We start from the raw sequence: 8,893 nt of genomic DNA on the forward strand, positions 1-8,893 counted from the left end.
CTTTTTGTGCAATTTCCAATGCTGCGCGAGCAGATTCCATCTCGGCGCGGCGAACATCTAACTCAGCGCGTGAGACAGCCCTTTGACCTTGCAAGGTATTGAAACGATTAAACTGATCTCGTGCCAGGTTAAAGGTGGACTGACGATCCCTAACGCGCAGAGTCAGATCAGTATCATTCAACTTGGCAATTACCTGACCTTTTTTCACCTGCTCACCTTCACGAACCAGCAGTTGTTGTAGTTGCCCGCTACGTTTAAAGGAGAGTTGAGTTTCATCACCCGCTTGTAGCCGCGCAGGGAAATAACGAGTCCCATTTTGTCCACTGTCTTCCACGGTAAATATTTTTACCGGGCGCACACTTTCCACGACTTCCGGGGGAGTTCTGTCGCAAGCAGCGAGAAGAAACGTTAATAGCAAGGTGACGACTGTTTTTATCTTCACTATAAGATCTCGTTGAGTCAGATTTTCAAAAATTATTGCAGATTAATTATTCACATTTTTTTATCGGTTTTCTGCGTCACTTTTTCTGTGACAGACGGCACGTCTGCGCCCTAGTGAATAATAATCCCCCTGTAAATATCCCTAAAAGTAGATCAGCACAATTAGCACTGAAATGGGTAGTGTTATTTGCGTGAAAAGTAAAGATAAGTTAACGGAGAAATAGCCAATAGAGAAATAGCGCTACTCTGCTACTCACTATCAGCTATTTTTTAAGAGCAAACGCATCCCGACGAGCTTACCCAAGTCAGTGATTCGGGTAAGTGCGCGCAGCTAACAACCCTATGGCTTCAAGGCCGAAGGGTGTTCCCAAAGTCATTGGAGCCACAGGTAGGCAGCCAGCAAACGCATCCCGACGAGCTTACCCAAGTAAGTGATTCGGGTAAGTGCGCGCAGCTAACAACCCTGTGGCTTCAAGGCCGAAGGGAATTAGTAATCAACGGCATCCCGGATGATAGGACAAGTCATACAGTGACCGCCGCCGCGCCCACGACCTAACTCACTGCCGACAATCTCAATCACTTCCACCCCTTCTTTACGCAATTGGGTGTTAGTTTTGGTATTACGGTCATAAGCCAACACCACACCTGGCTCCAGTGCGACCATGTTATTGCCGCTGTCCCACTGCTGGCGTTCAGTGTCGTAATCATTACCTTCAGTCTCTACCACGCGCAGTTTTTTCAGGTTTAATGCACCGGCCACCGCTTCAACAAATGTGCCTTTGTCGCGGCTTAATTTAATGCCAGTCGGGCCATTATCCGGGCGCAGTGAGAAGGTTTGAATCTGATTAACAATCGCCGGGTAGAGGGTAACTACATCGCGGTCGCAGAAAGTGAACACGGTATCCAGATGCATGGCAGCACGTAATTTTGGCATCGCGGCAATCATCACGCGTTCAACTTGCCCTTCACTGTTTTTAAACAGTGACTGAGCCAACTGAGTAATGGCCTGATGAGAGGTGCGCTCACTCATACCGATGAGCACGGTTTTGTTGCCAATTGGCATCACATCGCCACCTTCCAATGTCGCGGTTCCATGATGCTGTGTTGGGTCACCCCACCACACCTTCACATTGGCGTCGCCAAAATCCGGGTGGAATTTATAGATAGCCGTGGTCAGAATAGTTTCTTCATGACGCGCTGGCCAATACAGTGGATTCAGGGTCACGCCGCCATAAATCCAGCAAGTGGTGTCGCGGGTATAAAGGGTATTGGGCAGCGGCGGCAGCAGATATTCCGTGATGCCAACCGCCTCGCGGATCAGCTTCAACTCTTCTTTATCGCATTTGCCGTCTTTATGCAGTTCAGTGGTAGATAAACCGCCAATCAGCACTTCAGCTAACAAGCGCGGCGTCAGGCTTTCCAGATAACTGCGGGTTTCTTGCAAAATACCCAGTGACACTTCATTCGGTACAATTTGCTGATCCAGAATCCACTTTTTGGCCTTTGCCCCTGTTTCCTTATTTTCCAGAGTCTCAGCCAGCAGATTATGCATTTCCACCACATCAACACCGCGTTCACGCATTTTGGTCATGAAGTCAAAATGGTCGCGTTTGGCTCTTTCAACCCACAGAACATCATCAAATAATAATTCATCACAGTTACTGGGAGTCAGGCGGTTATGGGCGCGTCCAGGTGCGCAGACCAAAACTTTGTGCAACTTGCCGACTTCAGAGTGAACACCAAATTTGGGCTTGGCGTGAGTTTTCTTAGCTTTATCTGACATAAGAACTCCAATAAATTATATGGTGATGATTCCGGTGGCAATGCTATAAATCGCAGCAACCGCAGCCACAATAAGAACGATAAACAGTATTCTTTCGTAGGTATTAAACGCTTTCTGATGCTGTTCACGTTTGGCAATCAGATACAAAATCGTGCCAGGACCGTAAATGATGGCTGACAGCAGCAAGTATTTCAGACCACCGGCATAAATCATCAATGCGGAATAGAAAGTGGCAATGAGGGCGAAGATGAGATCTTTTCTGTGGCCACGGGCATTGGTTTCGTAAGTTTCACCTGTCCAAGCCAGTTTTAGCCCGTAAGCCCCCACCAACAGATAAGGGATAAGAGTTAATGAGCTGGTTAACTCCAATGCCAATTGGAAAGCATAATCTGTAAACAGTGTCAGAATTAAGAACACTTGAATAAAGATGTTGGTCAGCCATACCGCCGCTGAAGGCACTGCATTACTATTTTCGGTACCAAATATTTTTGGCATGCTTTTACTTTTCGCCGCCGAGAACAGCACTTCTGCTGCCAACAGTGACCAGGATAAATACGCACCCAATACCGAAATAATCAGGCCCACGCTGATGAAGATGGCCCCCCAGCGCCCGACTATAGCTTCCAGTACCCCGGCCATGGAGGGTTGACGTAATGCCGCAAGGTCAGGACGCAGCAACACACCGTATGACAACATGGTTATCAGCACTAACAAGCACAACACACCAATAAAGCCCAGAACAGTGGCAATACCGACATGGCTGCGTTCTTTGGCGTAACGCGAATACACACTCGCGCCTTCAATCCCCAGGAACACAAATACTGTCACCAACATGGTGCTACGAACTTGAGAGAATAAAGACTCAGGCTCAGCCACCACCGGCATGACAGCTGCCGCATGGCCAACATAGCCGTAGTCATTCAGGTGAGACAAATCAACACTTTTAACCACATCTGGTGTGCCCCAGAAGTTCAGTGCGAACACATCACCTTTAAAGGCAAAAATCAGTACGATGACAAAAATGAAAATAGGAATTATTTTTGCGAAGGTGGCAATGGTATTAATCGCCGCCGCTTCTTTAACACCTCGCAATATCAGGATATGGAATCCCCATAGAATAACGGAGGCCACTAATACCGCTGGAATCGTATTCCCGTCACCAAAGATAGGGAAGAACGCCCCTAATGTTGATTTGATAAGAACAAAGTAAGAAACGTTACCAATACAGGTACCGGCCCAAAAACCTAATGCGGAAGCAAAACCAAGATAATCCCCAAATCCCTCTTTTGCGTATATGAATACACCGGAATCCAGATTAGGTTTACGCTGAGCTAATGTTTGAAAAACAAAAGCCAGCATTAACATCCCACCACCAGCAATACACCAGGCAATGAGTGCACCAAAACCACCAGTTGCCCTGCCGAACGTTGCGGGTAATGAGAAGATACCGGCCCCGATCATTGAGCCGACCACTAAAGAAGTTAGGGCCGGTAAAGATAATTTATTCGTAGATGAATTGGCCATGATGTTCTCAATGACGTTGGATAAATTAAGTTAAAGGTAGATTCTGCCTATCCCCACAAACAGATTCACCTGGACCCACTTAGCGATATAAATACATAGTTATCATAGCTTCCTTTAAAATTATTGCATAATGTCCGGAAAGTAGACCAAATCTTACAATATGTAAATTGTTGCAAAAATTATCACATACTTAAAAAAATTCTAATAGTGATCTAAATCATCATTTTTCTTATCCAGAGGAAAACTCTCCAGTTTAATTCACTAAATAAAAGCCATCTCATTAGCATAGAAATCTGTTTTATTTATATGAGTCATTTAGAACGATTCCAGCGCGTACACGCTTTCAATTGTGCGAGAACAAATAGGATCCATGCCATGTTGCACTTGATAATTTCATGGTCTAAGCTTAATGATTACCCCTTAAAAGTTAAAATAAAAAAACATTTAAATTCAATCAATTACAACAAATCCCCTCATGTAAAAAAATAGGTCATTTCTTAGAAAAATTTTCTCTACCTTTTCATTTTGAACGTTATAACAACCTTTTAAATTACAGATCCCCCCGCCAGAATTGCCAGCTTTATAGCGGGTGTTTTAGTTTTTATAAAATAAAGTGATATACCTTTCTTATAGCCAAAGCGGTAGTCATTCCTATCAAAAAAATCAATAAAACTGGCAATAGGATAATCATTATTTAGATTTTATTTAGGATTCATTTAGATTTCTTTTACAATTGTTATAAAAATGTTAGTCTTTAATTTTTACATTTATCTTAACGAAAATCACAGGAATCTAACGCCACGCAGCAAGCAATGTGTGGTGTTTTGTTTTCAAAAAAACAATCCTTACAGGATAAAACACTACAATAACCAGTTAATTTAAATAAAGAAAACAGCAAGATTTCTTCATGGTGACATTAGAAAGTTTGATATTTCATATTGAAATGTCTGACAAAGAGAAAGAGCATATCGATGAAAATAATGTAGGAATTCACCCACACAAAAGCTCATTATTCCCTTTCTCTATAAGATGACGTAAATAAAACTGGTTAATTACGTTTGTAAAACTCACATTTCATTAAACACCCCTCAATTTGAATAAACATCTTCGCGGTTTTATTAAAGAATACTTTTAATTTTAAAGTCTCTATTATCATTACCTAATCCAGGATAACGACAGTAGTACCATGAAAAACGGCTCCCATTGGGAGCCGTTGACTTAATCAGTTATCGCTAATGTTCACTCAAAATGGCCGCTACGTTGTCTTCTTCTGATCCAAACGCGGCTGAGTACCTGTCACGGAATACCCTGCCAGAATGGCGACAAAAATCATAAATAGATGGCCTTCAGAAGAGTCCAGCAAGAATGAATTAAAGAAGTTACACGCCATATAGCTGGTCAATACTGCCAGCAAGACATTACGTAGCCCGGGTGTTTGTTGCCAAATAACACGGTAACAGCAGACAATCCATGCCAGGAAGATAATCAAACCTACAACACCGGATTGGATAGTTTCCAACAGATATTGATTATGTGGGTTGTTTATCTTGTAGTTGATTTCTGGGTTCTCATAATAAAAGCCGCCAGCACCGTGGCCCAGAATAGGCGCTTCCTTAATTAATCGAACCGCCTCGATGGCAAAGGCAGAACGCTGCCCCATTGACGTAGAACATGCATCATTGACGTTATTCGCAGAGGCCGCCATGCAGACTTTAATCTCATTCACACCCTCAGTGATACGTTCCGTCGCTTTATTGGGAATCAGCAGCAGTGCCGCAAATGCAATGGCTCCCAGCACCACTAATAGCCAGCGTTGGCGACTGCCTAGCGAGAAAAATAGCCATATCCCTAACCCAACAACCAGAGCAACATACCCGGTGCGGCCTAGCACCAAGAATAAAATACTGTAGCTGGCTAGCACCACCAGTAGACCATAACCCCAACGCTGCCAGCCTCGGCTTCTAAAAGCCAGCGTCAGCCATAACATGGCCGCCAATGCCATAAAGAAGTTTTGGGTAATTTGCAGTTTAAAGATGGTTGGGTTTGTCGGGTCTACATGGCCAATGGGGAGATGCAATACCCCGACAGCCAGCGTCCCAGCCAACGCCACCGCATTGGCAAGTAAGAACCCCAGACAAAACAGCTTCACTCGCTGGGGTTGGTTGATAAAGAACAGTGCCAGCGGTAGGACATAAAGAAATTTCTTATCTTTACTCACCATTTCCGGGCCATAGCTGTTGTGATGGAACAATAATGACAGCGCTAACAGTGCAAACATGGCGGCGGGCAAATAGACTAATGGGTTGGTCAGTAAGGGTTTTAATCGCAGAGATTTCCGATTAATGATCAAGCTAATAAGAATTAAAACCAGCGATATATTGATAAGAGGATTGGAGGTTGGTAAAGCGATACCTAACAGTAATGCCGCAATACTGTTTAGCATTTCACCACGCGGGTTAGCCGGGGATATGCCCGGCGCGGAAGTCGATGAAGTTATCATAATTCTCTCAGCTTAAGCTGGTTGGAAGACTCAAAATTGGCGAACATAAGTCCATCATTGGCAGACTACCGGCGTTGAGTTCGCCAGGCGTCAACAGCACCTATGACATCATCTACAGGGATAGCGTTCAAATAGCGATCCGTCGTGTCAGTATCTATCTCGTTAGGATGCGGCAACGTGCGGTAACGACCTGCCCATAACAGGGTGTGCGGGGCCTGCCATGGGTACCATTGATTAAGGTTACTCGGGCCAAAAAGCACCACTGCGGGGGTTTGTAATGCAGCCGCCATATGCATTGCCACGGAATCTACGCCAATAAATAGCTTAGCGTTATCTATCAAGACGGCCAGTTCCGGCAGTGCCAAAAGACCGGATAAATTCACCACTTTTTCGGGTTGTGCGCACCCCGCAATAATATCAGCGATATAGTCCAATTCAGCACTGTCTTTACCGCCGGTTAACAGCACAGTCTCGCCTTGTTCGGTGAGGTGGTTTATCAGCTGACTGAATGATTCACTGGCCCAAGTTTTAAACTTCCAGCGCGCAGAAGGTTGAATCAGGATGTAATCCGCAATATTACGTTGCTGGCACAGTTGTTTTACTCGCTCAATATCGTGCGGGCCATAAGCCATGGTGACGTTAGTGCTGATATTCGTCAGTTGTAACGGCGCGAGGATATCCAAATTATTGAGAACCGTATGCCGTTCGGCGGCATGGGGAATATCGACTAAGGTGGAGTGACAGTAGCGCCATAACCAGGTATCGCGTTTGGGGTAATGGAAACCGATGCTGAAACCCGGTTTTAATAAACGGCAATAAGCGGCGGCTCGCCATTGATCAGATAAATTGAGGATCAGATCATAATGGTGCTCTTTCAATGCATTAAACAACGCTTTTTCGCCGCTGATTTGGGCCGTTAAGCCCGCATGTTTTAGGCCGCGGTCGACAATAAATGCATGATTAACCGTTTTGTTCTCCCGCAGCATATCTTGCGTGCCGCCATACAGCAGCACATCGATTTTGGCCTGAGGATAATTGGCTTTTAACGTGTTGAGTAAAGGCGTGGTGAGGAGAACATCGCCGAAATGGCGTAATTTAATGACCAAAATGCGTTTAACATTGTCTTTCTCTCGCAGTATGGCCGGTAAATTAACGGCACTGACGCGAGCAGGAGCAGAAAGTTGCCCGGCAGGTGATTCTGTCTTATTTGATGTATTCATCATAGGATGCGCCATCATCGGCAACGAAAGAGGGGCAATAATGCTATCCAAGTGTTCACTGCATGGCAATTCTTTATTTGATCGTGTGCGACGGGTTGACCGCACCTAGGGGCGCTCCGGCGACTTACGTCGCTACGACCCCAACGGCACGTTTCCCCGCCGTTTCACATTTGGGCTGTCTGCCCTTATCAAACAATATAACCAATTGACGTCATCGACGCTGGCAGTTTGGACGCGACCAGCGCATAGCCAACGGAGCGTACACGTAGTACGTGACGGCGGCGAGCACTGCTCACGTTCAAAATGGCAAGTAAGATAGTCAATCAGAGAAAATTGACGTCATCGGCGCAGGCAGATTGAGTGCGGACAGCGCGCAAGAACCGAAGCATACATCAGTATGTGACGGTGATGAGCACTGCCCCGAAGCTCAAGCTGGCAAGTGAGATAGTCAATTTTAAAGGCCGGGGGCTTTCCATAGGGAGGTAGTCAGCCCACTATCGACTAATGTCAGTTGATCGGTATACACCGCCTGCCAGTTGACTTTAGCGGCTTGATAAAGTGCCTGGTGTTCAGTATTCGGTTGGTATTCTCGCTCCCAGCGCACCAGCCGCTCTCCGGTTTTATCGAGCGCTTCATATAGCCCGACGCCGACACCTGCTGCAATCGCACAGCCTAAAGCGGTGGCCTCTTTTACTACCGGTACACGGACCGGAATGCCGGTTACATCGGCCAGAATTTGGCTCCACAGTTTGCCTTTTGAACCGCCGCCAGCAAATACCACTGACGAGGCTTTGACACCGGAGAATTCCGCAATTTGTGCCAAATTACAGGCCGAAACGATTGCTGCGTTCTCTTCCAAGGCACGGAATAAAGTGGCTTTGTTGCATTTTTCAGGGTCGAGCGACAGGTTAATAAAGGAAGGTGCGGCGTGATACCAGGATTTAAAGCGCATGACATCCGAGAAAATAGGCATCACCCCGTAAGCACCAGCAGGCACCCGCGCCGCCATATCTTCCAGCAAACTATAAGTATCAATCCCTAACCGCTGGGCAAGTAATTTTTCTTCGGCGCAAAATGCATCACGGAACCAGCGCATGGTCAGGCCGGTAAAGAAGCTGATGGATTCTGCTTGCACCATGCCGGGAATGACGTGAGGGTTAATGCGGGTGTTCATATTGGGGTCAGTAATCGGTTTGGGCAAGTTAACCACTTGCTGCCAGAAAGTGCCGCCTAACACCGCGGTCTGCCCCGGTTGTACCACGCCTAACCCTAAGCAGCCGAGTTGTACGTCACCGCCCCCCATCACTACTGGCGTTCCAGCCAACAAACCACACTCTTGTGCGGCCTCTGCCGTGACATGCCCGAGCAAAGTACCGGTTTCTTTGACTGGCGATAAGATATCAGCGCGTAGCCCGGCCATTTCCA

The 8,893-nt window shown here is 46.1% G+C and carries 6 protein-coding genes and 1 pseudogene; all 7 read right to left on the reverse strand.

Translation table 11 applies throughout. The annotated features are described in order from the left end of the window. A partial coding sequence (locus tag ACNSO8_RS01750) for an efflux RND transporter periplasmic adaptor subunit (RefSeq protein WP_418393638.1) occupies positions 1-442 on the reverse strand: 442 nt, incomplete at its 3' end. Between the two features lie 50 nt (positions 443-492). Then, positions 493-670, reverse strand: a pseudogene (locus tag ACNSO8_RS01755) (LapA family protein). 258 nt (positions 671-928) lie between these two features. Then, positions 929-2,224 carry an arginine deiminase gene (gene arcA, locus ACNSO8_RS01760; RefSeq protein WP_418393639.1) on the reverse strand — a complete coding sequence of 432 codons (1,296 nt, stop codon included), beginning with the start codon at positions 2,222-2,224 and terminating at the stop codon, positions 929-931. A gap of 15 nt (positions 2,225-2,239) precedes the next feature. Then, a complete protein-coding gene (locus tag ACNSO8_RS01765) occupies positions 2,240-3,748 on the reverse strand; it encodes an amino acid permease (RefSeq protein WP_005159143.1) in 1,509 nt (502 codons plus the stop codon). A gap of 1,255 nt (positions 3,749-5,003) precedes the next feature. Next, positions 5,004-6,248 carry an O-antigen polysaccharide ligase WaaL-ps gene (waaL-ps, locus tag ACNSO8_RS01770; RefSeq protein WP_418393640.1) on the reverse strand — a complete coding sequence of 415 codons (1,245 nt, stop codon included), beginning with the start codon at positions 6,246-6,248 and terminating at the stop codon, positions 5,004-5,006. 65 nt (positions 6,249-6,313) lie between these two features. Next, the gene (gene rfaQ / locus ACNSO8_RS01775; RefSeq protein WP_418393641.1) at positions 6,314-7,471 is read right to left on the reverse strand and encodes a putative lipopolysaccharide heptosyltransferase III; all 1,158 of its coding nucleotides are present in this window, start codon (positions 7,469-7,471) and stop codon (positions 6,314-6,316) included. 451 nt (positions 7,472-7,922) lie between these two features. Then, on the reverse strand, positions 7,923-8,893 hold a 971-nt coding region (gene lsrK / locus ACNSO8_RS01780; RefSeq protein WP_418393642.1), incomplete at its 5' end, for an autoinducer-2 kinase.

The sequence above is a fragment of the Yersinia sp. LJYL362 genome (genome assembly GCF_048323875.1).

What these genes read in the sequence shown, in the direction of transcription:
- arcA (WP_418393639.1), bottom strand. Translation starts at nt 2,224, where the DNA reads ATGTCAGATAAAGCTAAGAAAACTCACGCCAAGCCCAAATTTGGTGTT.
- ACNSO8_RS01765 (WP_005159143.1), bottom strand. Translation starts at nt 3,748, where the DNA reads ATGGCCAATTCATCTACGAATAAATTATCTTTACCGGCCCTAACTTCT.
- waaL-ps (WP_418393640.1), bottom strand. Translation starts at nt 6,248, where the DNA reads ATGATAACTTCATCGACTTCCGCGCCGGGCATATCCCCGGCTAACCCG.
- rfaQ (WP_418393641.1), bottom strand. Translation starts at nt 7,471, where the DNA reads ATGATGAATACATCAAATAAGACAGAATCACCTGCCGGGCAACTTTCT.